At 69.9% G+C, this 21,102-nt stretch carries 22 protein-coding genes and 1 riboswitch; of the genes, 11 read left to right on the top strand and 11 right to left on the bottom strand.

Going from position 1 to position 21,102, the window contains the following annotated elements; all coding sequences use genetic code 11:
* Positions 1-98 precede the first annotated feature (98 nt).
* Positions 99-1,451, top strand: a complete 1,353-nt coding sequence (locus EV380_RS14015) for a DUF2254 domain-containing protein (protein WP_130451651.1) — start codon at positions 99-101, stop codon at positions 1,449-1,451.
* A gap of 122 nt (positions 1,452-1,573) precedes the next feature.
* The gene (gene pgm / locus EV380_RS14010) at positions 1,574-3,229 is read left to right on the top strand and encodes a phosphoglucomutase (alpha-D-glucose-1,6-bisphosphate-dependent) (RefSeq protein ID WP_242607639.1); all 1,656 of its coding nucleotides are present in this window, start codon (positions 1,574-1,576) and stop codon (positions 3,227-3,229) included.
* Positions 3,230-3,307: 78 nt separating this feature from the next.
* Here the strand turns inward: pgm and EV380_RS14005 are convergent, their stop codons facing one another.
* From EV380_RS14005 to EV380_RS13990, 4 genes are all read right to left on the bottom strand, one after another.
* A complete protein-coding gene (locus EV380_RS14005; protein ID WP_130451650.1) occupies positions 3,308-3,877 on the bottom strand; it encodes an NAD(P)H-dependent oxidoreductase in 570 nt (189 codons plus the stop codon).
* A 91-nt stretch (positions 3,878-3,968) separates the two neighbouring features.
* Positions 3,969-5,480: an aldehyde dehydrogenase family protein gene (locus EV380_RS14000; protein WP_242607638.1), complete on the bottom strand. Its 1,512-nt coding sequence runs from the start codon at positions 5,478-5,480 to the stop codon at positions 3,969-3,971.
* A gap of 91 nt (positions 5,481-5,571) precedes the next feature.
* Positions 5,572-6,654: a CobW family GTP-binding protein gene (locus EV380_RS13995; protein ID WP_130451649.1), complete on the bottom strand. Its 1,083-nt coding sequence runs from the start codon at positions 6,652-6,654 to the stop codon at positions 5,572-5,574.
* A 3-nt stretch (positions 6,655-6,657) separates the two neighbouring features.
* A complete protein-coding gene (locus EV380_RS13990) occupies positions 6,658-7,341 on the bottom strand; it encodes an SDR family oxidoreductase (RefSeq protein ID WP_130451648.1) in 684 nt (227 codons plus the stop codon).
* A 106-nt stretch (positions 7,342-7,447) separates the two neighbouring features.
* Between EV380_RS13990 and EV380_RS13985 the strand changes: the two genes are divergently transcribed.
* Positions 7,448-7,861, top strand: coding sequence for a VOC family protein (locus tag EV380_RS13985; protein ID WP_130451647.1), 414 nt, complete (start codon positions 7,448-7,450; stop codon positions 7,859-7,861).
* A complete protein-coding gene (locus tag EV380_RS13980; RefSeq protein WP_130451646.1) occupies positions 7,858-8,478 on the top strand; it encodes a GyrI-like domain-containing protein in 621 nt (206 codons plus the stop codon). Before EV380_RS13985 ends, EV380_RS13980 begins: the two co-directional genes overlap by 4 nt.
* A gap of 1 nt (position 8,479) precedes the next feature.
* Here EV380_RS13980 and EV380_RS13975 read toward each other — a convergent pair whose 3' ends face one another.
* Positions 8,480-8,992 carry a class IV adenylate cyclase gene (locus EV380_RS13975; protein ID WP_130451645.1) on the bottom strand — a complete coding sequence of 171 codons (513 nt, stop codon included), beginning with the start codon at positions 8,990-8,992 and terminating at the stop codon, positions 8,480-8,482.
* A gap of 79 nt (positions 8,993-9,071) precedes the next feature.
* Positions 9,072-9,167: riboswitch (TPP riboswitch) on the top strand.
* A gap of 1 nt (position 9,168) precedes the next feature.
* Between EV380_RS13975 and thiM the strand changes: the two genes are divergently transcribed.
* The 7 genes from thiM (at position 9,169) to EV380_RS13940 (ending at position 16,456) form a co-directional block, all read left to right on the top strand.
* Complete coding sequence (gene thiM, locus EV380_RS13970) at positions 9,169-10,113, top strand: hydroxyethylthiazole kinase (protein WP_130451644.1); 945 nt, start codon at positions 9,169-9,171, stop codon at positions 10,111-10,113.
* Between the two features lie 23 nt (positions 10,114-10,136).
* Complete coding sequence (locus EV380_RS16770) at positions 10,137-10,832, top strand: thiamine phosphate synthase (RefSeq protein ID WP_242607637.1); 696 nt, start codon at positions 10,137-10,139, stop codon at positions 10,830-10,832.
* A complete protein-coding gene (gene thiD, locus EV380_RS13960) occupies positions 10,825-12,330 on the top strand; it encodes a bifunctional hydroxymethylpyrimidine kinase/phosphomethylpyrimidine kinase (protein WP_130451643.1) in 1,506 nt (501 codons plus the stop codon). Before EV380_RS16770 ends, thiD begins: the two co-directional genes overlap by 8 nt.
* Positions 12,331-12,476: 146 nt before the next feature.
* Positions 12,477-13,799 (top strand): uracil-xanthine permease family protein, encoded by a 1,323-nt coding sequence (locus EV380_RS13955; RefSeq protein WP_130451642.1) that lies wholly within the window; start codon positions 12,477-12,479, stop codon positions 13,797-13,799.
* A gap of 73 nt (positions 13,800-13,872) precedes the next feature.
* Positions 13,873-14,874: an aminoglycoside phosphotransferase family protein gene (locus EV380_RS13950; RefSeq protein WP_130451641.1), complete on the top strand. Its 1,002-nt coding sequence runs from the start codon at positions 13,873-13,875 to the stop codon at positions 14,872-14,874.
* Between the two features lie 36 nt (positions 14,875-14,910).
* Positions 14,911-15,462, top strand: coding sequence for an LURP-one-related/scramblase family protein (locus EV380_RS13945; RefSeq protein WP_102158754.1), 552 nt, complete (start codon positions 14,911-14,913; stop codon positions 15,460-15,462).
* 43 nt (positions 15,463-15,505) lie between these two features.
* Entirely contained in the window at positions 15,506-16,456 is a 951-nt protein-coding gene (locus EV380_RS13940; protein ID WP_130451640.1) for an aminoglycoside phosphotransferase family protein, read from the top strand.
* 66 nt (positions 16,457-16,522) lie between these two features.
* Here EV380_RS13940 and EV380_RS16675 read toward each other — a convergent pair whose 3' ends face one another.
* From EV380_RS16675 to EV380_RS13915, 6 genes are all read right to left on the bottom strand, one after another.
* Positions 16,523-16,696 (bottom strand): hypothetical protein, encoded by a 174-nt coding sequence (locus EV380_RS16675; RefSeq protein ID WP_165391974.1) that lies wholly within the window; start codon positions 16,694-16,696, stop codon positions 16,523-16,525.
* Positions 16,697-16,705: 9 nt separating this feature from the next.
* A complete protein-coding gene (locus tag EV380_RS13935) occupies positions 16,706-17,500 on the bottom strand; it encodes a glycerophosphodiester phosphodiesterase family protein (protein WP_130451639.1) in 795 nt (264 codons plus the stop codon).
* The gene (locus EV380_RS13930) at positions 17,497-18,366 is read right to left on the bottom strand and encodes an HAD family hydrolase (protein WP_130451638.1); all 870 of its coding nucleotides are present in this window, start codon (positions 18,364-18,366) and stop codon (positions 17,497-17,499) included. Before EV380_RS13930 ends, EV380_RS13935 begins: the two co-directional genes overlap by 4 nt.
* A 16-nt stretch (positions 18,367-18,382) precedes the next feature.
* Positions 18,383-19,294 carry a carbohydrate kinase family protein gene (locus EV380_RS13925; RefSeq protein WP_102158751.1) on the bottom strand — a complete coding sequence of 304 codons (912 nt, stop codon included), beginning with the start codon at positions 19,292-19,294 and terminating at the stop codon, positions 18,383-18,385.
* Positions 19,295-19,376: 82 nt separating this feature from the next.
* Positions 19,377-20,204, bottom strand: coding sequence for an alpha/beta hydrolase family protein (locus EV380_RS13920; RefSeq protein WP_130451637.1), 828 nt, complete (start codon positions 20,202-20,204; stop codon positions 19,377-19,379).
* 2 nt (positions 20,205-20,206) lie between these two features.
* Positions 20,207-21,052: an enoyl-CoA hydratase/isomerase family protein gene (locus tag EV380_RS13915; protein WP_130451636.1), complete on the bottom strand. Its 846-nt coding sequence runs from the start codon at positions 21,050-21,052 to the stop codon at positions 20,207-20,209.
* Positions 21,053-21,102 lie beyond the last annotated feature (50 nt).

Below are 21,102 nucleotides of genomic sequence, written 5' to 3'. Positions count from 1 at the left end.
GCCCACTTCTCGAGCGTACGACATCCCGGGTCCCACCCCGCGGCTAGACTTCCAACGAGTTCGACGAAGCCAACGGGTACTACCAAGGGACGGCCGGCATGCAGCGGATACATCGGATCATCGACACGATCCAGCATGAGCTGTGGCCGCTTCCGATCCTCGGCATCGCGATCGGCCTGCTGCTCGGGCTGGGCCTCCCCGCGCTCGACGCAGCTCTGCCCGAGGCGCGCGGCCTGGTGTCCTCCGGGGTCTTCGGCGGCAGCCCCGAAGCAGCCCGCGCCATCCTCACCACGATCACCGGGTCGGTCGTGACCGTCACGACGCTCACGTTCTCCATGACGATCGTGCTGCTACAGCTCGCCTCGACCCAGTACACACCCCGCCTGCTTCGCACTTTCACCGGCGACACCGTCGTCCACGTGACTCTGGCGGTCTTCCTCGGGACGTTCGCGTACTCGCTGGCGGTGCTGCGCACGGTCCGGAGCAGCACCGCCGATCACGACGCATTCGTCCCCGCCATCAGCGTGAGCTTCGCGTTCGTGCTGGCGATCGCCGTCGTCGTGCTCCTCGTCGTGTTCCTCACCCACATCACGCGCAACATCCGCCTCGAGACGATCCTCGCCGATGTAGCCGCGGAAGGCCGTAGCGCCCTGGCGCGCGCCTACCGGAACTCCCGCCCCGGCCTCCCGCCGATCCCGGACCACCCTGCGGAGCCCATCCCGTCATCGGGCACCGGTTTCGTCGGCCACGTCGAGACGGAGGCCCTCGCCGGTCTCGCCGCCGAGCGCGGCTGGGTCATCTCGTTCGAGATCACCCCTGGCGACTTCGTCACGACCAACCAGACCCTCGCCCGCGTGCGCAACACCGCCTCGCCCCACCACCTGACCGCGGACGACGTCGGCCTGCTCGTCTCGCGCGTCAACGCGGCGGTCATCGTGGGCCGCGAGCGCACCACGGTGCAGGACCCGCGCTTCCCGATCCAGCAGATCGTCGACATCTACAACCGCGCCCTCTCACCGGGCGTCAACGACTCCACCACGGCGCTGCACTGCCTGAACTACCTCGGCTCCTTGCTCGGCGCCATCGCGGGCTCGGACGTGCGCCACGCTCTGGAGTGCGACGATGGCGGCACCGTCCGCGTGTTCATGCCGCGCCCCACGTTCACGGAACTCGCGTCCCTGATCCTGCACGACGCCGTCGCGTTCGGTCGTGATCAGGTCGCCATCGTCGACAAGTCCTTCGCGATGCTGCGTGAGGCATCCCTGTGCGACACCTCCCGCCGATACACCGCCGAGATCGAGGCCCTGGTCGACGACCTGGCCGCCATGGTTCCGCTCGGGGACTTCTCCCCGCGCGACGCCGAGCAGCTGCGGTTCTCAATCGACGCGGCCCGCCGGGCGGCCGTCTCCGCTGCTGGGCACCCCCACCTGATCGCTGACTTCCGCTCTTGACCTTTCGCGGCGTGCGCGCCGGCACACCGGGCCCACCGCGACGCTCCTCCGATTCGACATAAAACCGCGGATTCCGCGGAGGGTCTACTACCCGCCATCCGGGCATGGTAAAGCTGATCACTATGGTTGCGAATCGCGCGGGGCAGACCGCTGAAACACAGGACCTGATCGACGTCGACGCGGTGCTGGGAGCGTACTTCGACGTCGTCCCGGACGCGGAGAATCCAGACCAGCGCGTCGCGTTCGGCACGAGCGGCCACCGCGGCGCATCGATCAAGGGCTCGTTCAACGAACATCACATCGCCGCGATCACGCAGTCGATCGTCGACTACCGGACGGCGGCCGGGATCGGCGGCCCGCTGTTCCTGGGCAAGGACACGCACGCCCTCTCCGCGCCGGCGCAGGACACCGCGCTCGAGGTGCTCGCCGCGAACGGCGTCGAGGTCCGCACGGACGCCCGCGAGCGTTTCACGCCGACCCCGGCGCTCAGCCACGCGATCCTCACCCACAACCGCGGCCGCACCAATCCGGCGCACCAGGCCGACGGCGTCGTCATCACCCCCAGTCACAACCCGCCGGCCGACGGCGGCTTCAAGTACAACCCGCCGCACGGCGGCCCCGCCGACTCCGACGCGACGGGGTGGATCGCCGACCGGGCCAACGAATACCTCTCCAACGGGCTCGCCGGCGTGCGCCGCCTGCCGCTCGCTGAGGCGAAGGCCGCGTCCACGAGCGGCACGTACGACTACATGGCGCACTACGTCGACACCCTGGGCGCCGTGCTGGATCTGGACGCCATCCGCTCCTCGGGTGTGCGCATCGGCGCCGACCCCATGGGCGGCGCGTCCGTCGACTACTGGGGCGCGATCGGCGAGCGCCACGGCTTGAACCTGACCGTCGTGAACGACGCCGTCGACCCGCGCTGGGCGTTCATGAGCCTCGACTGGGACGAGAAGATCCGCATGGACTGCTCCTCCCCCTACGCGATGGCCTCGCTCATCAACAAGGTCGCCGGCGGCGACGCGGCCTTCGACATCGCCACGGGCAACGACGCCGACGCCGACAGGCACGGCATCGTCACCCCGGACGCCGGGCTCATGAACCCGAACCACTTCCTCGCCGTCGCGATCGACTACCTGTACCGCAACCGGCCCGAATGGCCGCAGAACGCCGGCGTCGGAAAAACGCTGGTGAGCTCGTCGATGATCGACCGGGTGGCCGCATCCCTCGGTCGCGAGCTCGTGGAGGTGCCGGTGGGCTTCAAGTGGTTCGTCCCCGGACTGCTCGACGGGACGGGCGTGTTCGGCGGCGAGGAGTCGGCGGGCGCATCCTTCGTCCGCTTCGACGGGTCCCCGTGGAGCACGGACAAAGACGGCATCCTGCTGTGCCTGCTCGCTTCGGAGATCCAGGCGGCCACGGGTTCCTCGCCGAGCGACCACTACCGGGGCCTGACCGCGGAGTTCGGCTCGCCGTCGTACGCGCGCATCGACGCCCCGGCGTCCCGGGCGCAGAAGGAGGCCCTGAAGAAGCTCTCAGCCTCCGACGTCTCCGCGTCGACGCTGGCGGGCGAGGAGATCACCGCGAAGCTGACTGAGGCGCCCGGCAACGGGGCGGCGATCGGCGGCCTGAAGGTCACGACCGAGAACGCGTGGTTCGCGGCGCGTCCTTCCGGCACCGAGGACGTCTACAAGATCTACGCGGAGTCGTTCAAGGGCGACGAGCATCTGGCCCAGGTCCAGGCCGAGGCCAAGGCGCTCGTGGACTCGGTCATCGCCTGACCGGCTAGCGAGTCACCCCGGGCACAGGAAGGGCCGCGGAACCCTTGGATTCCGCGGCCCTTCGCGCGTCTGCGGGGATCAGCCCTGGGCAACCAGGTTCTTCTCGGCCGCGCCCTTGAGCGCCACCAGCACCTCGGAGACCTGAGCCGCGACCTCGGCGTCGTCCTTCGGGTGCAGTTCGGCGAAGCGGGTCAGCGAGCCCGGGATCGCCAGCTTGGCGTCCTCGAGGACGTTCGCCCCGGCGATGCCGGCGGCCTTGCGCGCCTCGTCCTGCGCCCACACGCCGCCGAACTGGCCGAACGCGGTGCCGATCACGGCGGTCGGCTTGCCGGTCATCGCCCCGGCACCGAACGGACGGGAGAGCCAGTCGATGGCGTTCTTGAGCACGGCCGGCATGGTGCCGTTGTACTCGGGGGAGACCAGCACGAAGGCGTCAGCGGAGCCGGCGGCCTCGCGCAGCTTCGCGGCGGCCGCGGGGACCTGGCCCTCGACGTCGATGTCCTCGTTGTAGAACGGCAGGTCGGCGATGCCGGAGAAGAGCGTGACCTCGACGCCCTCGGGGGCGTGGGCGACGGCTGCTTCGGCGAGCTGGCCGTTGGTCGAACCGGAACGCAGGGAACCGACGAGAGTCAGAACGTTAATAGCCATCAGGGGCCTCCTTGAGCGGGATATGAAGAGCTTCCACTCAATAGAACTCATTCATTTGCATGAACCATCCCCGCCCCCGGCGTGAGCCTGGTCACATCCCGGGCTTGTCCCCCGGCTTCACGTCCACGTCCTGCCGGCCGGCCGAGCCCAAGTTCACCGACCGCACGACGCGGGTCTTTCCCTTCCGGTACGGCGGGTAGGCGATCTTCAGCGTGTCGACAAGGGCCGTCTTGGAGAACACGGGCCGCAGCTGGCTGAACGTGTCGAACCCGTACCGCCCGTGGTAGTTGCCCATCCCGGACGCCCCGACGCCGCCGAACGGCAAGGTACTCACCGCCGCGTGCATGTTGCACACGTTGAACGCGATCGCGCCGGCGCGCACCTGGTCCTCGAACACGCTGTGCGGGCGCGGGCGCTCACTGAACAGGTAGGCGGCCAGCGGGCTCGGCCGGGCGTTGATGAAACGCATCGCCTCGTCGAGGCTCGCGACCGTCAGGATCGGCAGGATCGGGCCGAAGATCTCCTCCTGCATGACCGCCGCCTCCGGATCCACACCCACAAGGATCGTCGGCTCGATGTACAGCGTCTCGGCGTCGTAGCCGCCCCCGATGACCCGCACCGACCGGTCGATCTCCGCGTCCTCGATGAAACCGACGAGCCGATCGAATGCCTTCCGGTTCACGATCCGGCCGTAGTCGCGGCTCGCGGAGGCGTCCCGCCCGAAGAACCGCACGAAGGCCCGGTGAATGACCTCGGGCAGCTTCTCCATGCCCTGCCCCACCGCGAGTACGTAGTCCGGGGCCGTGCACGTCTGTCCGGCGTTGAGGATCTTGCCGTGCGCGATCCGCCGCCCTGCGGCGTGCAGGTTCCCGTCCAGCACGACGGCGGGGCACTTGCCTCCCAGCTCGAGCGTCACCGGGGTCAGGTGCTTAGCCGCCGCCTCGGCCACGATGCGCCCGACCCGCTGGCTGCCGGTGAAGCAGATGTGGTCCCATTCAAGCCCGAGCAGCTCCGCGGAGACGTCGGCTCCACCCTCGAGCACCTGCACCGCTCGGCGGTCGAGGTAGCGCGGCACGAGTCGGGCGATCGCCGCAGAGGTTGCGGGCGCCAGCTCGGACGGCTTGAGCGCGGCGACGTTGCCGGCGGCCAACGCCCCGACCAGCGGGCCGAGCAACACCTGCACCGGATAATTCCAGGCGCCGATAATGAGGATCGCGCCCTTGGGCTGCGGCTCCGTCTTCGCCGATGCCGGCTGCAGCAGCATCGGGATTTTCGCGTGGTGCGCCTCCATCCACTCGCTCAGGTGCAGCAGCGCGAAGTCAACCTCGTGCTTGACGAGGTCGATCTCCGTCAGGTGCGCCTCGACCGCGGGCTTGCCCAGGTCGGCGGCGAGGGCGTCGAGGAGTTCCTGCTCGCCTTCGACGAGCATCCGCCCCAGGGCCTTGAGCTGCAGCGCACGCATGCGGCGCGTGTGCATGAGCCGGGTGGCGCTCGCATCCCGCAACTGGACGTGCACGTCACGGACGGTCGGGGCGCGGCCGACGCCGTCGTCGTGCTGCTTGGAGGCGCGCGGCGGCGCCGTGCGGCGAGAAGTCAGTCCCATGCGGCAACGGTATCCCGCGACACAGGCGCGGAACCAGAGGCGTGACGCCGGCTCGCCTGCGTCGTGACGGGCGCGGACGGCGGATCATCCATCAGAACGATGACGACGGCGTCCCCGCGCTCGTGTCTCCGCCGCCACTGAGGCGGACGTGGCGCTCGAGCCGCATGACCGAAGGTCCATGGGCTTCAGCGTCCGCGGGCACCAGCGCCGCGTCGAGGGCGGCGCGGGCCTCGGATTCGTCGAGGTCGATCCCAATCGCGACCAGCACGTTCTGCTTCGGCGGGCGCCGCTCGACCAGATGCAGATAGCCGCCGACGGCGTTGGCCGTGAATCCGCGCGCACCGGCGGCGGTGCGCACGGCGAAGTGGCCCTTCATCCGGTAAGCACCGCGGACCGGGCGCTCGAGCGCCGCAAGCACGCGCGCCGCGTCGACGACTCCTTCACTGGTGGCGGTCGCCGCGTGGGCGTGCACGTGGTCATGTTCGTGTCCGGGCAGCGGGTTGCCGGACGCGGCGGCTTCGATGAGCAAGTCGCGCAGCGGCAGCTGACCGGGGTCCTCCTCCGGGTGCGCGACGTCGAAGAGCAGCGCCGCGTCGATCCGCCCGCCGACGGCGCCCACGACCTCAGCCCGGGCGTTGCGCTCCCGCACGCGGGCGCGAATCCGCTCGACCATGCCCTCGCGTTCGTTGTCGGCGAGGCGGTCGAGCTTGTTGACGACGACGAGCGAGGCGACCTGGTAGCGCAGCGGCGGCAGACCGCCGTCGTCCACCGTGCCGAAGTGCTCGACCGCGTCCACGACGTCGACGACGGCCGCCAGGCGCGCGTGCTCGGACCCGCGGTCGCGGATGAGTTGCGCGAGTGCGACGGGGTCGGCGAGCCCGCTGGCCTCGCCAATGATCGCGTCGAGCGCGAGCCGCGGGGCCGAGAGCTGCTCGAGGGCCTCGTCGAGCTCGGAGACGTCCTCGATGCAGCACAGGCAGCCGCCCGCAATCGAGGCGGGGCGGTCGATCTGACCGGCGACGAGTCCGGCGTCGATGTTGATGTCACCGAAGTCGTTCACGATCACGCCGATGCGGGCGCCGGGCTGGCGCAGCACCTGATTCAGGAGCGTCGTCTTCCCGGCGCCGAGGTAGCCCGCCAACACGATGACCGGCACCGGGGCGGAAGTCGCCACACCCTACTTCCGCGTCGGGCGGACCGACACCGACTCGATGGTGCCGCGCTCGGGCATCTCGACGATGGTGCGCACGGCGGCGGCGATGTCCTCGGGCGCGAGGTGGCGGCCGGCGTCGTATTCCTGGCCGTAGGCCTCGGTGAGGCGCTCCTGCATGGCGGTGTCGACGCGCCCGGGGTGCACGCTGGAGACGCGTACGCCGTTGCCGCGCTCCTCCTCGCGCAGCGCGTCTGTCAGGGCGCGGAGGGCGAACTTGGAGCCGGCGTAGGCGGAGAACCCGGCCCCCGCGGTGAGGCCGGCGCCGGAGTTGATGGCGACGACGAGCCCGCGGGCGGCGCGCAGGGCGGGCAGGGCCTGCCGCGTCAGCTCGGCGACGGCGAAGACGTTGACGTCGAAGAGGCGCTCCCATTCCTCGCGCGCGGTCTCCTCGACCGTGCCGAAGGCCTCGAGGCCCGCGGAGTGCACCAGCACGTCGAGCCGCTCCGGGAGGGGCGCGAGGTCGCCGGTCAGCTCGCAGACCCACGGCTCGGCCGACGGCAGCGAAGCGACCACGGCGGCGACGGCGGCCTCGTCGCGGCCGCCGACGAGCACGTGGTGGGTGTCGGCGAGCGCGCGGGCGATCGCTTCGCCGATGCCGCGGCTGGCTCCGGTGACGAGGGCGGTGGGGCGGGCGGGCGACTGGCTCATGTACGACTCCTCGGATCGGGTTTCGGCTTCCAACCTACTACCGGCCGCCGGGCGGGGCCGCGTTTCCACCCTCGCGTCGCCACCCGCACGGGACGATAATGACCCCATGACCTCTTTCATCAGCCACACGTCGATCGACTGCCGCGATGCGCACGCCCTGTCCGAGTGGTGGAAACCCGTGCTCGGCTACACGGACGACCCGTCTGACCCGAACCTTCCGGGCCACGACGAGTGCCTCATCGTCGACCCGGCCAGCGCCGGGCCCGCCGTTCTCTTCCTGCAGGTACCGGAGCCCAAGACCGTCAAGAACCGCATCCACTTCGACCTGCGCCCGCGGGAGGGCGGACGCGACGACGAACTCGCCAGGTTGCTCGAACTCGGGGCCGTGCAGGTGGCCGATCTTCGCGGCAAGTACGGCCCGGGCACCGGGTGGGTCGTCCTCGCCGACCCCGAAGGCAACGAGTTCTGCATCCTCCGCTCCGCGTCCGAGGTGGCTGCCACGGCCGAGACCCCTGCATGACCGAGAAGATCGACTTCAAGAAGAGCCTCGACGCCTACCGGGCGACGCGGGGCCGGTTCCGCCTGCTCGAGATCCCCGAGATGCGCTACCTGGCCGTCGATGGCCGCGGCGATCCGAACACGTCACCGGCGTACGCCGACACCATCGCGACGCTCTATCCGGTTGCCTACACCCTGAAGTTCGCGAGCAAGCGGGAGCTCGGGCGCGACTACGTCGTCCCGCCACTCGAAGGGCTGTGGTGGGCCGAAGACATGGACGCGTTCACCACCGCGCGCGACAAGTCCCGCTGGGAGTGGACGCTGATGATCATGGTCCCGGACTGGATCGAACCGGACCTGTACGACGACGCCGTCGCACGCGTGCGGGCGAAGGACCCGCCAGCCCGCCTCGGCGACGTCCGCCTGGAGGCCCTCTCCGAGGGCCTCTGCGTGCAGACCCTTCACGTCGGCCCGTACGACGACGAGGCCGCCGTCCTCGAGGCGATGCACCGGGAATTCGTGCCGGAGAACGGGCTGCGGCTGAGCGGCCGCCACCACGAGATCTACCTGAGCGACGCCCGGCGGGTGGCGCCGGAGCGGTTGCGGACGATCCTGCGCCAGCCGGTCGTTTCCGCCTGACTCAGTCGCCCGCCCGAAGATCGACGTAGGCGCCCTCCACCAGCGAACCGGCATCGATCCCGAGGACGCCCAGGAGGCGGTGGGCTTCAGCGACCGCAGCCTCGTGAGTCGCCGTGTGGTCGACCGGGACCTCCAGCTCCACGAAGTCGCCCAGCCCCTCGACGGCGTCCAGATGCACACGTGTCCGCCCGATCCGGTAGACCGTCCGCCGCTTGCGCACCCGCCCGGTCTCGTCGTTTGCCGCGGCCAACACCGCGCGCAGACCATCCGGATCGGAGGTTTCCGAGCAGACGTAGTAGGACGACGCCGGCCCAGGATCGTCCGCCCGCCGGTAGAAGATCAGCACGCCGCGAGCCGAACCGAGGACGCGGAGCTTGAGCCGACCGTTCGGGCACGCGAAGAACGTGTCGTCCTGCTCGACGACGTCCGGCCCCGCATCCGCCATCGCGACGACCGCCGCCTGGAGCCCTTCCGGGTCGGCGGCCCGGGCCTTGATCTCGATGTTCGTCGGCATGCGCGTAGTCAATCACACCGTGACGCCCCGCCAGCCGGCCGAGATGACGCGGCGCCACGCCGGCGCGTAAGCTGGCCCACACAGTGGCACGGGGTGTCCCGCACAGGGACTGAGAGAACACCCGCACACACCTGATCTAGTTCGTACTAGCGGAGGGATGTCGCTTCATGGTTCCCATGTCGCCCACCTTGTCGGACCCCGTACCCGCGGGCGACGGCTTCACCCGACGCGCAACGGCGCTGACCGCGGCCGTGCGCGCAACCAGCCCGTTGATCCAGTGCGCCACCAATCAGGTCGTCGCGAACTTCACCGCCAACGTCCTGCTCGCCGCCGGACCGGCCCCGGCGATGGTGGACGTCCCGGGCGAGGCCGGCGAGTTCGCCGCGATCGCCTCGGCCCTGCTCGTCAACCTCGGCACCCCGCACGAGGCCCAGCGCGTCGGGATGCTCGAGGCCGTCGGAGCGGCCACCGTGCACGGCACGCCCTGGGTGCTCGATCCGGTCGCCGCCGGCGCCGTCGGGCTGCGCACCCGGTTCGCGCACGAGCTGCTCACCCACTCCCCCGCCGTCGTCCGCGGCAACGCCTCGGAGATCCTCGCCCTCGCGGGCACCGGCTCCGGCGGGCGCGGGGTGGACGCAACGGACGACGTCGACGCCGCCGTCCCCGGCGCGGTCCGCCTCGCGCTCACGGCCACCCGGCACGACGGCGCCGCCCCCACTCGCGTGGTCGCCGTCTCCGGCGCCGCCGATCTGATCACCGACGGCCGGGACGTGATCCGGGTCGGCGGCGGTTCGGAGCTGCTGACCCGCGTCACGGGCGGCGGGTGCGCTCTCGGCGCGATCATCGCGGCCTTCGTCGCGACCGGACGGGTCGAGCGGATGACCGATGTCGAATCGGTGGCGGCCGCGCACGCCTTCTACTCCGCCGCCGCTGAGCGCGCCGCCGCAGGCACCCCGGGGCCGGGCTCGTTCCAGGCGGCGTTCCTCGACGCGCTCGCCACCGTCACCCCCGCGGACATCGGCGCATTCGTGGGCGGGCATGCACGTGTCGCCCGCGTGCAGGACGCGGCGGAGCCGATCGGCCAGAATCCTCGTGGCGCGGACGCGGGAGACACCCGGTGAGCCGCCGGTACTCCGCAGATGACTTGGCTATATACCTTGTCGCGGATGCTGAGAGCACCGTCGGCCGGGAACTCGCGGACATCGTGGCCGGTGCCGTCGCCGGCGGTTTGCGCATGGTGCAGCTACGGGCCAAGAACCTGCCGGCCCGGGACTTCCTGGCCGCCACGATCGCGTCCGCCGCGCACACCGCGGGCCGCGCCACCCTGGTGGTGAACGACCGCGTAGACGTCTTCCTCGCCGCACGCTCCGCGGGCGCCGCCGTCGACGGCGTGCACCTCGGCCAGTCCGACCTGCCGGCTACGGCGGTGCGCGAACTCATCGGGGCGGACGCGGTGCTGGGCCTGAGCGCATCGGAGCCGGGTGAGCTCGATGACCTCGCGAGCCTCCGCGCGGGCACCGTCGACTACCTGGGCACCGGCGCGATCCGCGCGACGCCGACGAAGAAGGACCATCCAGACCCCCTCGGCTGGGACGGCTTCGCCCGCTTCGTGGACCTCGTGCGCGCGGGCGCCGACGCATCTCCGGGCTCCGGCCTGAACACCGCCGCTGGCCAGCCCCTGCCCTGCGTCGCGATCGGCGGGGTCGCCGCGGGCGACGCCGCCGCCGCCCGCTCCTCCTCCGCGGCCGGGCTGGCCGTCGTGCGCGCGATCTGCGCCGCCGACGATCCCGCCCGGGCCGCCGCCGACCTCGTCACCGAATGGAATCAAGCACATGTCTGAGATCCCCAACGTCCTCTCGATCGCCGGTTCCGACCCGTCCGGCGGCGCCGGCATCCAGGCCGACCTGAAGTCCATCGCCGCGTGCGGTGGCTACGGGATGGCCGCTCTGACGGCCCTGACCGCGCAGAACACCCGCGGGGTCACGGGCGTGCACCTGCCGCCGGCCGACTTCGTCACCGCCCAGCTGGACGCGATCGCCGACGACGTCCGCGTCGACGCCGTGAAGATCGGCATGCTCGCCAACGTCGAGACCATCGAGGCCGTCGGCGCGTGGCTCGCACCCCGGCGCGGACCGGGCGGCCCCGCCGTGGTGCTGGACCCGGTCATGGTCGCCACGAGCGGGGACCGGCTCACCGACGACGACACCGTCGCCGCCCTGCGCTACCTGGTCTCCCACGCGGATCTCGTCACCCCGAACCTGCCCGAGCTCGCCGTCCTGCTCGACACCGAGCCGGCCACCACGTGGCCCGAGGCCCTCGAGCAGGCCCAGCGCCTGGCCCAGCAGGCGGACGTCCTGGTGCTCGCCAAGGGCGGGCACCTCGCCGGGCACGACGACGGCGCGACCGCCGGCCGGTGCCCCGACGCGCTCGTGGGACTCGACGGCGTCGTCCTGGAACTCGACGACGAGCGCGTGGACACGACGAGCACGCACGGGACCGGGTGCTCGCTGTCGTCGGCGATGGCGACGCTCTACGCGCGGTTCGGCGACTGGCCCACCGCGCTGCGGGCCGCGAAGGGCTGGCTGACGCAGGCGCTGCGCGACGCGGCCGATCTCGACGTCGGCTCCGGTCACGGGCCGGTCGGCCACCTCGGTCAGCTCTGGGCGGGGAAGTCCGTCCCGGACCCGCGCGCCGACGTGCAGTACTGGTGGGACCTCATCGAGGATCTTCGGGCGCGGATCGACGACGTCTGGTTCGTTAAGCAGCTGGCCGACGGGACGCTCGAGCGCGCGGACTTCGAGCACTACCTGGCGCAGGACTCGATCTACCTTCGCACGTACTCCAAGGTCCTCTCGCGGGCGGCGCAGCTGGCCCCCACTCTGGACGAGCAGCAGTTCTGGGCGAACAGCGCCAGCGAGTGCCTGGCGGTGGAGCTGGGGTTGCACCAGGCGCGGTTGGCCGAGGCGGAGGCCCGCGGGGAGACCCCGACGGAAGGCGAAGCGCCGACGTCCGCGGAGACCCGCTCCTACCTGAACCACCTGCTGTCCGCGGCCGCGATCGGCTCCTACGCGGTGGTCGCGGCCGCCGTCCTGCCCTGCTACTGGCTCTACCAGGACATCGGGACGCGGTTGGCCGCGGCCAACCGCCCCGACCACCCGTATGCCGACTGGCTGGGCATGTACTCCTCCCCGGAATTCGACGCCGCCACGCAGCAGGCGATCGCGATCACGCAGCGCCTCGCCCGGCAGGCCGACCCGCGCGAACGCGAGGCGATGCTGGACGCGTACCTCGAATCCTCGCGGCAGGAGATGGACTTCTTCGCCCAGCGCCGCCCCTGAGACGGGTCCGGGGTATGCCCGCCAAGCCGCGGCCCCCGTCACGGCGCGGCGTCCGCGGCCCCGGGTAGGATGCTCTGTGGCCGATAGGGCGGCGTTCCCACGCGTCGAGCCCTCCAGCCGCACCCGACCACCCCCGGAAGGCCCTCATGAGCAACCCCCTCGGCTTCGGCTGGACGCTGCACGGCGATGGCAAGACCATCCGCCCCGGTTCGGTCGTCGCCCCCGACGAACGCCTGAACTGGCTGCAGACCACCGGCATCGGCATCCAGCACGTCATGGCCATGTTCGGCGCGACCGTCCTGGTCCCGGCGATCACGGGCTTTCCGGCCACCACCACGCTGCTCTTCTCCGGCGTCGGCACCATCCTCTTCCTCATCATCACGGCGGGTCGCGTGCCGAGCTACCTCGGCTCGTCGTTCGCGTTCCTGGCGCCGGTCGGCGCCGCGATGAACACCCACGGCATGGGCGGTGCTCTCGGCGGCATCGTCGTCACCGGCGCGGCCCTGTTCCTGGTCGGCCTGATCGTCCAGAAGGCCGGCACGGGCTGGATCCACCGCCTCATGCCGCCCGTGGTCATGGGCACGATCGTGGCCTTGATCGGCCTGAACCTCGCCGGCACCACCTGGGAGCCGATGCGGGACTTCCCGCTCACGACGTTCGCCACGGTCGGCGCGATCGTGATCTCCGCGGTGCTGTTCAAGGGTCTGCTCGGGCGCCTGTCCATCCTCGTCGGCATCGTGATCGGCTACGTCGTCGCACTCGCCCAGGGCCAGGTGGACTACTCGGCCGTCGAGAAGGCCGCAGTCTTCGGGCCGCCGCCGTTCACGGCCCCCACCTTCCACCTGGACGTGATGCTGGTGTTCCTGCCGGTCGTCTTCGTCCTGATCGCGGAGAACATCGGCCACGTCAAGACGGTGGGCCTGATGACCCGCCGCGACCTGGACGGTGTGTACGGCCGTGCGATCATGGCGGACGGCGCCGCGACGATCCTCGCCGGCGCGGGCGGCGGGTCGGGTACGACGACGTACGCGGAGAACATCGGCGTCATGGCGTCTTCGCGCGTGTACTCCACGGCCGCCTACTGGGTGGCCGGATTCGCTGCCATCCTGCTGGCGTTCTCCCCGAAGGTCGGGGCGGTCATCAACACGATCCCCGCAGGCGTGACGGGCGGAGCGGGCATCATCCTCTACGGCATGATCGGCATCATCGGCGCGCGCCTGTGGGTGCAGAACAAGGTCAACTTCGCGAACCCGATCAACCTCATGACGGCCGGTGCGGGCCTGATCATCGCGATCTCGATGGGCTCGAGCGCGATCATGTTCGGCGAGCTGCAGCTCGGCGGCATCGCGATCGGCACCATCTCGACTCTGGCGATCTTCCACGTCATGACGGTCATCGCCCGCGTCCGCGGCACGGAGCCGATCGACGAGGACGAGGAGCAGGCGACAGAACCGAGCAAGCTCGGCTGACCCGCCTCGTCCCGGCCGCGACTGCCCCCTGAATCCGCACCCGGATTCGGGGGTGGACCCCTAGAATGAAACCGTGGCCGACTGGAATGAAGCGTGGACGAGCGAGCAGTGGCGAGCCGACGCCTCGCAGTGGATCGATCTGGTCCTGATGACCTACGAGCTCACCCGCACCGGTGAGCCGCAGCAGACGCTGAACGACATCTTCTCCACGCAGATCGCCGTCCCCACGGATCACGGCAAACTCTTCTTCAAGGCCAATAATCCCGGCCAGTACGCCGAGGTCTCCGTGACCTCCGTTGCCGCGAATCTCGCCCCGGACCAGCTCGTCATGCCGCTCGCGATCGAGCCCCAGCGCGGGTGGATGATCAGCCCGGACTACGGCGAGACCCTGCGCGCTCTCCCGACGACCGACTACAAGCTGTGGGCCCGTATCCTGCGTGAGTTCGCCAAGGTCCAGCGCAGCCTCGTCGACTTCGGCGAGACCCTCTTCGACGCCGGCCTGCTGCACCTCGACCCCGCCTGGCTCCCGCACTACATCGACGAGCAGCTCATGCTGCACGCCTCAATGCCCCGCGAGCACGCACTGCACCTCCCCGCCCGCGACGCCGAGGAACTCGACGCTCAGCTCGGCGAGGTCAAGGGCATGTGCGAATTCCTCGCCGCCGGCCCGATCCCGCTGTCGCTCGAGCACAACGACCTGCACCGCGGCAACGCCTTCCTCCCGACGACTCCCGACGAGCCCCTGCGGTTCATGGACCTCGGCGACGCGTACTGGGCGCACCCGTTCGCCTCCCTCGGCACACCCGTGAGGGTCATGTGCGAGGAGCTGGACACGACGCCGAACGATCCCCGCATCCGCAGCGCCATCACGAGCTACCTCGAACAGTGGACTGACTACAGCACCGTCGACGAATTGTGGGCGTACGTGGAACCGGCCCTGCGCGCCGGGAAGCTGCAGCAGCACGCCATGGCGATGCGGGTCCTCGCCGGGGCGTCCGAATCGGATCTGCGGCGTCACGCGGGCCTCGCGCTGCAGCCCCTCGCCGAGCTCGCCCAGCCGGTCTTCACGGATTAGCCCCGCGCAGAGGCGCCCGGTGGCATAATCGCTCCCATGTCGATCCTCACGCATGACGTCCTCGTCTTCCAGCAGACCAAGAACTTCTCGAAGAACGACTTCGCGATCATGGATGGCGCCGGGCAGCAGGTCGCCCACGTCGAAACCGGCGGCAGCGCCCTCGGGCGCATGTTCACGGGCGCGCGCCAGCTCACCGTCTTCGACGGACCGGACGCCCCGGTCATTCAGGTCAAGGACACCATGACCTTCGGCCGGGACCGTCTGGAGATCCTCGACGGCGCAGGCGCCCCGCTGGCAAGCCTCGTCAAACGCATCACCTTCTTCAAGACCCGGATCACGATCGACCTGCAGGGCGAGGAAATGGACCTTCTCGGCAACATCTGGGGCTTCGACTTCCAGGTCACCGGGACCAACGGCGTTGTCGCCACCGTCTCCCGCGAATGGTCGGGGATGGGCAACGCGTTCCTCGGCAAGTCGACCTACGCCCTGCACCTCGACGAAGGACTCACCGTCCCGCAGCGCCAGGCGGTCATCGGCTCGATCCTGGCCCTCGACCTCATCCGCGAGAAGGAGCAGCGCAGCAGCTGAGGCGGATAACAGCCGCGCCCGCGCACCAACCAGTAGGAGCACGTTGGACGACGACCTCGATATCCTGAACCAGGCCAATTACCGCGGGGCCCGCTTGCTGGCCAAGGGTATGGAAGGCAGCGTCTACCTTCTCCATGATGGGACCGTTGGCAAAGTTCCGCACTCGTCGGGACCATCCGCTGCGCAGGATGATGGGTTCGGAACGGCCCTGGCTACCCGCAGTTTCCCCTTCGCCGTACCGGCACCTCTCGGTACGACGGATCTCAGCGACGGGCGAACGATGAGAATCGAGCGGCTTCTGCCCGGTCGCCCGCTTGACGACTTCTACGACCCGACCCTAGGCGCACTAAACTCGCATGTCGTGACCGCCGTCGGTGACGTCTTGGCCGGGCTTCGGGAGCTGCAGTTCGAAGTGCCAGCACGCACCATCCTCGACGGCGAGAGATACGACGCGACAGTCGACACCTGGGCGGACACCCTGGTCAGTCTCGGGCACCGCCGCTTCGCGAAGTTCGGGAAGCAGCTTCGGGCCCGCGACCCTGATGTGCGTCGGACCGTGTCGGATTTGCTGACGTTCCTGGCCTCGCGCCGCGATATCGAACCGCGCGTCATCCACGGAGACATCTGCGGTGCCAATGTGCTCGTCGACGACGACTGCCACGTCACAGCGGTCATCGACTGGGGCTTTTTCAGCGTCCTCGCCGAACCGGAGCTTGACGCCGCTATCGCCTCCGCCGTGCTCGATATGTACGGTCCCCATGCCGCCGACATCGAAGGCGAACTCACTGACGCCCTCGTCGAACGTTTTGATCTGAACCGCGACGCCCTCGTCGCCTACAAGGGTGTCTACGCGCTCATGACGAGCAACGTTTACAGCCCCGATGGAACCGACGGTCACTTTGCCTGGTGTTCCGCCATACTCGCCCGTCCCGACGTGCAGGCCGCCGCCGCAACGTTCGCTGAGCGTGCAGAGATCCGGGTAGAGGCTCTCTGACCTGGGGTATCAGCCGTCGACAACCCTTCGTCTCTCCGACACCAAGATCACGACAACCGGCAGCGCCTACCGCCGCTCGGACCCCGGGCCCGCTGGCTGATGCGCATATTGCGCGTTTCGGCGCTCCTCGTCGTTGTCCCGGAGGCCTCCGCGCACGGCCGCGCGGACCACGAAGTACAGGACGTAGAAGAAGACCGCGAAGAACAGCACGGTCAGAACGAGCGATGATAGAGCGGTCATGCTTCGACCCTAGCGCTCACCGGCCGGGGGCCACACCCCGCGCTCGGTGAAAACTTCAATGAGCGTGCCCGCCTCGTCGGTCATGATCGCGTCGACGCCCGCGTCGAGCAGCGCGCGCATGGTCTCCGCGTCGTTCACGACCCACACGTGCACCTCGCGCCCGGCCTCGTGGGCGCGCTCGACGAAAGCTCTCGTCACCACCGGGATCGGCCCCTGTTTGACTGGCACCTGCAGGGCGACAACGCTCTTCAGGAGCGGCGTCAGCACCCGCCACGGCTGGAACCTGCCGCGACTGAACAGCCCGAGCAGCGTGAACGCCCCGATCAGCTTGGCGCCCGCCGTCACCCGGACCGGCGGCATTCCGTGCTCGGCCAGGTAGTGCGTGAAACGGCGACGCCGGCGATCCGAGAACGACGCGACCACCACGCGGTCGGACGCCTCGTGGCGGGTGATCAGCTCGGCTATGAGCGGCACGGACGCGTCGTCCTTGAGGTCCACGTTGATGTGCGCGTCGGGGAATTCCTCGAGCAGTTGCTCGAACGTGGGGATGGGTTCCCGCTTCGCGACGCGCAGCCGGGCCAGCTCGCCGGAGGTCAGCTCGCTCACGCGCCCGAACCCCTCGGTGACGCGGTCGACGTGCTCGTCGTGGAACACCATCGGCACGCCGTCGGCACTCGTGCGCACGTCCGTTTCCAGGTGAGTGAATCCGCGTTCGACGGCGGCGCGGAACGCAGCCAGAGTGTTCTCGGCGCCGTCGGGCGCGTAGCCGCGGTGCGCGTACGCCGTGACGGTCCTGCGGTTCATGGCGCCTGCGCTTTCCGGCCGAGGCCTCCGTCGTCTTCGCGTCTTTCACCCGGCACCGCGCCGTCGAGGATTCGCTCGATCATCTGCGCGACGCCGTCGTCCTCCAGCGTGCCGGTGACGGCCGCCGCCGCCTTCTTGGCGAGCTTGTGTCCGGAACCCATGGCGCAGCCCAGGCCCGCCCACGAGAGCATCTCGAGGTCGTTGGGCATGTCGCCGAAGGCGGCGACGTGCTCACGCGTCAGGCCGAGCTGGCGGGCGAACTGCTCCAGCGCGACCGCTTTGTTCACGTCCGGCCGCGACATCTCCAAGAGCGCGACGCCCGGCGCGGAGTGCGTGACGGCGACCAGGTCGGAGACCTCCGGGTAAACGGCTTTGCGGAAGGCCTCGGACGTCGTCGTGCCGAGCTTGGCGAGCAGCTTGACCGTGCCCTCCGCCTCGAGCCGGTCCATGGGCAGCAGGCCTGGTTCGATGCCCTCCAACAGGTCGGACTCCTCCGGCTCCACGAAGCCAGGCTCGAGGTAGAGGCCGTGCGGGGTCTCTGCGGCGAATCGCGCCGCGGATTCGAGGCGCAGAATACGACGACGGACCTCAGCGACCGTGGTCCCGGTCAGGGTCCGGGACTCCAGGATGCGGTCTGTTTCCAGATCGTAGACGAGCGCCCCGTTGGAGCAGATGACCGTGCCGAGCTTGCCGAACGCCTCCTGAATCGGCGTGAGCCAGCGAAACGGGCGGCCGGTCACGAACACGATCTCCAGCCCCGCCGCGCGTGCGGCCTGGAACGCGGCGACCGTTCGCTCCGTGATCCGGCCGTCGGGGTGGAGGATCGTCCCGTCGATGTCGCTGGCGATGAGCTTGATGGCGCTCATGCGCGCCCGCTGATCACTACTGAACCTCGCTGCGGTACGGCGGGTTGGCACCAGCGCGGGACACGGTCACGGCCGCAGCGCGGATCGCGAAGTCGAGAATCTGACGCAACTGGTCGGCGGGCAGGGCGCGCAGGTGCTCGCGCTGCGCGGACCCGATGAGCTCGCGGTCGACGATCCCGGAGATCAGCGCGGCCATGAACGTGTCGCCCGAGCCGACGCTATCGGCAACCTCGACGGTGCGGTTGGGCACCGTGACCTCGCCGTTCTCGACGAACCCGGAGGCCCCGCGCGAACCGTGAGTGACCGCGACGACTGCCGGCCCCATGCGCCGCCAGGCGCGGGCCGAGTCAGCGATGCTACGGCGCGGATAGAGCCAGTCGAGATCGTCGTCGGAGGTCCGCACGACGTCGGACAGTTTCACGAACCGCTCCGCCTGGGCGACGGCCTCGGCGTGATTCCGCACGAACGTCGGGCGGATATTGGGGTCGTAGGTGATCGTCGCATGCGGACGTGCGGTCTCGACGGCGTGCAGCACCGTGGACGCTCCCGGCTCGACAACGCACGCGATCGACCCGGTGTGCACCAGCTGCGCGTCCTTCAGCGCGGACTCGAACTCGCTCAGCGCCGGCAGCTGCCAGGCGAAGTCGAAGTCGTATGTCGCGGTCCCGGCCGGGTCGAGTGTGCCGCGCGCCGTGCTTGTCGGCATCCCATCCGGGCCCAGCGCCTCGCGCACCGAGTTCGCCTGCAGGTAGTCGCGAATCATGGTTCCGGGACCGTCGTCGCCGTAGCGGCCGACGAACGTCACCGCATGGCCGAGCCGTGCCAACGCGACCGACACGTTCAGCGGGCTGCCGCCCACGTAGGTTTTGGGCGCGCTGATGCCGCCGGATAGGACGTCGACGAGACCCTCGCCCATGACTGTCAGCAACGTTTCAACCCCTCGCTTGTCTGCGACCCAACATTACCGGCTCGTAGCGTCGCCGTCAGCGAGTTCACCCAATATTCAGCCCTCAGCGGGCGGGTTTGGAGCCGTGCGCCTCCGCGAGGCGGTCCAGCTCCTTCATGCACATCTGCCAGGCCCGGCTCTCGACATCGACCACGGAGAGGTGGTCGCCGGGGATCGCGCGAAAGCGCGGGTCGCCCCCGGCGGCGGCCGCCGCCTCGCAGTAGGAGTGGGCGATCGATACGGGCACCGACTCGTCAGCCTCGGGGTGCAGCACGACGACGTCCACGGGCGCTGGGACGAGCCGCGTTGGGTCGGCGTGCTTCCACGCGTCGGGTTCCTCCTCGGGGGTCGAGCCCATGAGGAGCTGTGCTGCGCCGTTGCTCAAGCCGAGCTCGTGGGCCTGGTGCAGGTCGAGCACGCCGGCCTGGCTGAGTACGCCGTCGAGGGCGACAACCGGGTCGGCGCCCACCGTGCCGGGCGCAAAGTCTGTGCGGCTCGCGGCCCACGCGGCGAGGTGCCCGCCGGCCGAGTGACCCAGCGCAAAGACCGGAAGCCCGACATATGCCTCGGGCAGTACCTTTCGGACGTGGTCGATGCCCGCCGCGACGTCTTCGAACGTCGCCGGCCATCCGCCCGCATCCTCCGCATCCTCGGACTCGGTGCGCCGGTACTCCAGATTGACGGCGGCCCAACCGTTCCGGGCCAGGTCGGCGGCGAGCGGAAGACCGAGCTCAGCATCGTATTTCGCCCGCCAGTACCCACCGTGGATCACCACGACCACGCCCCGGGCGTGCCCCTCCGGCAGGATGACCTCGACGAATTGGCTGGGCAGGTCGCCGTAGTGATCGAGCGTATATGCGATATCGGAAATATTCAGTGCAGCGGATGACATGACTACCTTCCTGAGAACGATGCGGATTCTTTGGACAGAAATGCGTCGCGGCCGATGCGCGAGTCCTCGGTCGTGAACGCGGCCCGGAAGGCGGCCGCCTCGACGTCGAGCCCGTCGGCGACGGAGCGGTGCGCGACGGCGTTCATGGTCGCCTTGGCGTTGGCCACGGCCGTCGGCGCCTGAGCGGCGATGGTGTCGACGGTGTCCCGTGCGGCGTCCAGCAGCGCTGCGTGGTCCGCGAAGACCTGATTGACGAGGCCGATCCGATGGGCCTCGGCTGCCGTGATCCGGCGCCCGGTCATGATGAGCTCGCGCGCTATGCCGACGCCGACGCGCTGCTGCAGGCGGACGGAGCCGCCGAACCCCGGGACGAGGCCGAGGGAGACCTCCGGCTGGCCGAATGCGGCGTTCTCGCTCGCGTAGATGAAGTCGCACGCCATCGCGAGCTCGCAGCCGCCGCCGAGCGCGAAGCCGTTGACTGCGGCGATGACCGGCACGGGCAGGGCCTCGAGATTCAGTGTCACCCGATGCATGTCCCGGGCGTAGGCCTCGGCCTGCTCCGGCGTCATGCCGGACATCTCGCGGATGTCGGCGCCGGCGACGAAAGCCTTCTCCCCGGTGCCGGTGACGATCACACCGCGGCAGACCCACTCGCCAGCCGCCGGCGCGTCCACGCTCGGCAGAGCCTCGACGAGCCGTCCGGTCAGATCGAGAAGCTCGGCCACGACCTGCTGCGCCAGCGCGTTGAGCGCTCGCGGCCGGTTGACGGTGACCACCAGCGCGGGGCCGTACCGCGTGACGAGGATCGTTTCGTAGTCGGTCGCGGCGTCGAGGACGTCGTCGCTCATCCCTGCATGCTCCTTCGCGTTGCGGGTCTTCCTTACCGCCAGCTTGCCAG

Origin of the sequence: Zhihengliuella halotolerans, from assembly GCF_004217565.1 — a bacterium.
GTDB lineage: Bacteria > Actinomycetota > Actinomycetes > Actinomycetales > Micrococcaceae > Zhihengliuella > Zhihengliuella halotolerans.
Note: the sequence above shows the minus strand (reverse complement) of the source record. Positions and strands in the feature narration are given on the sequence as shown.

Bases quoted from the DNA above. Each gene is read 5' to 3' on its own strand.
- EV380_RS14015 (WP_130451651.1), top strand. From the start codon at position 99: ATGCAGCGGATACATCGGATCATCGACACGATCCAGCATGAGCTGTGG.
- pgm (WP_242607639.1), top strand. From the start codon at position 1,574: ATGGTTGCGAATCGCGCGGGGCAGACCGCTGAAACACAGGACCTGATC.
- EV380_RS14005 (WP_130451650.1), bottom strand. From the start codon at position 3,877: ATGGCTATTAACGTTCTGACTCTCGTCGGTTCCCTGCGTTCCGGTTCG.
- EV380_RS14000 (WP_242607638.1), bottom strand. From the start codon at position 5,480: ATGGGACTGACTTCTCGCCGCACGGCGCCGCCGCGCGCCTCCAAGCAG.
- EV380_RS13990 (WP_130451648.1), bottom strand. From the start codon at position 7,341: ATGAGCCAGTCGCCCGCCCGCCCCACCGCCCTCGTCACCGGAGCCAGC.
- EV380_RS13985 (WP_130451647.1), top strand. From the start codon at position 7,448: ATGACCTCTTTCATCAGCCACACGTCGATCGACTGCCGCGATGCGCAC.
- EV380_RS13980 (WP_130451646.1), top strand. From the start codon at position 7,858: ATGACCGAGAAGATCGACTTCAAGAAGAGCCTCGACGCCTACCGGGCG.
- EV380_RS13975 (WP_130451645.1), bottom strand. From the start codon at position 8,992: ATGCCGACGAACATCGAGATCAAGGCCCGGGCCGCCGACCCGGAAGGG.
- thiM (WP_130451644.1), top strand. From the start codon at position 9,169: ATGTCGCCCACCTTGTCGGACCCCGTACCCGCGGGCGACGGCTTCACC.
- thiD (WP_130451643.1), top strand. From the start codon at position 10,825: ATGTCTGAGATCCCCAACGTCCTCTCGATCGCCGGTTCCGACCCGTCC.
- EV380_RS13955 (WP_130451642.1), top strand. From the start codon at position 12,477: ATGAGCAACCCCCTCGGCTTCGGCTGGACGCTGCACGGCGATGGCAAG.
- EV380_RS13945 (WP_102158754.1), top strand. From the start codon at position 14,911: ATGTCGATCCTCACGCATGACGTCCTCGTCTTCCAGCAGACCAAGAAC.
- EV380_RS16675 (WP_165391974.1), bottom strand. From the start codon at position 16,696: ATGACCGCTCTATCATCGCTCGTTCTGACCGTGCTGTTCTTCGCGGTC.
- EV380_RS13935 (WP_130451639.1), bottom strand. From the start codon at position 17,500: ATGAACCGCAGGACCGTCACGGCGTACGCGCACCGCGGCTACGCGCCC.
- EV380_RS13930 (WP_130451638.1), bottom strand. From the start codon at position 18,366: ATGAGCGCCATCAAGCTCATCGCCAGCGACATCGACGGGACGATCCTC.
- EV380_RS13920 (WP_130451637.1), bottom strand. From the start codon at position 20,204: ATGTCATCCGCTGCACTGAATATTTCCGATATCGCATATACGCTCGAT.
- EV380_RS13915 (WP_130451636.1), bottom strand. From the start codon at position 21,052: ATGAGCGACGACGTCCTCGACGCCGCGACCGACTACGAAACGATCCTC.